The sequence below is a fragment of the Xenorhabdus indica genome (assembly GCF_014467235.1).
Classification (GTDB): domain Bacteria; phylum Pseudomonadota; class Gammaproteobacteria; order Enterobacterales; family Enterobacteriaceae; genus Xenorhabdus; species Xenorhabdus indica.
Genome location: NZ_NKHP01000078.1, coordinates 1 through 1,284, shown reverse-complemented (window position 1 = coordinate 1,284; position 1,284 = coordinate 1). Strand labels below are relative to the sequence as shown.

The 1,284-nt window shown below is 53.6% G+C and carries 1 pseudogene; it reads right to left on the bottom strand.

The features are described from left to right. Nucleotides 1-1,284, bottom strand: a pseudogene (locus tag Xind_RS19500) (RHS repeat-associated core domain-containing protein); the annotation flags it as partial.

The window sequence follows — 1,284 nt, the reverse complement described above, 5'->3', positions numbered from 1 at the left end:
GTCAGCCGGTCATAGCCAAAGTGTAATACCGTGCCATCGGGCCGGGTAACCTGAGTCAGCAGGTCAAACGCGCCGTAAGTATAGCGGGTGGTACGGCCTTCGCCGTCAGTCACGGCCACGACTCGCCGTTCACTGTCATAGGCCAGTTGCTGCGTGGTACCATCCGGCAGTTCGATATCGGTCAGGCTGCCGTTAAGACTGGCATGGTCGTCGCTGTAACGGTAGTGAGTTTGTTGTTTCAGGGCATCGGTGAGTTGGCGCAATCGGCCCAGTTCATCCAGTTGCAGGCCGGTGGTCTGACCGTCCGGGGTCATCACGGCAGCCAGCCGCTGTTGTTCGTCATAGGCATAGTGCCATTGACGCCCATCCGGCAATAAGCGCTGGCGTAATTCACCGTGGGTGCCGTATTGATACTCTTCTTTGTGTCCCAGCGGATTAGTCAGCGCCGTCAGGTTACCCTGTTCATCATAATGAAATTGCCAGTGCTCGCCGGTGGGCAGGACACTTTCAATGAGCTGTCCGTGTTCGTCATAGCCGTAAGCAAAGGTTTCTCCGGTCGGCAGGACCATTTCAGTCAGCGCACCATCAGGGTTGTAATCGAAAGTCGTGATCCCACCTGCTGCATCGGCTTCCCAGACGATTTGACTGTAGCGCCACTGGCGGCGTGTGACGCGCCCCAGCGGATCGACTTCACGGATCACCAGCCCGTTGTTATCGTAATGATATTGGGTTTCACCGCCTTCAGCATCAATATAAGTCGTGATACGGGATTGATCATCATATTGGAAACGATCGCACCAGTAGCCACTGGTGGTGGCCGTTGTGAGAACTCGCCCACGATCATCATAGGTAAGCGTGACATCTGTCTGATCGGTATCGTGCCAGCGGATCATCCTTCCTTGAGCATCATATTCATGCCACAAGTGGTTATGCTGGAAAGCCTCACATTCATGCAGGTAGTTCTGTGGGTCGTAATGGCAAGTGACCAGCCGCTGTTGCTTTTGCTGTTCGAGATAATCCACTGTCTGGAGCTGCTGCCCCTGATAACCTAAGATCAACCGGAAACCATCGGTGCGCGTGACTTCAATCAGTTGCGAGTGTTTATCGTAGATAAATCGAATAGCATTCTGTCGGCGATCGGTGATCGCGGACAGTTTACGAATAGACCCGGCAGTGTGATTAAAATGATAAGTGAGCTGGGACTGGCGATCGGTCAGTTGCAATTCACCATTCAATTCACCGGTCAGCAGGTAATGAGGAATATGCTGGTTACGGGCGAGCACC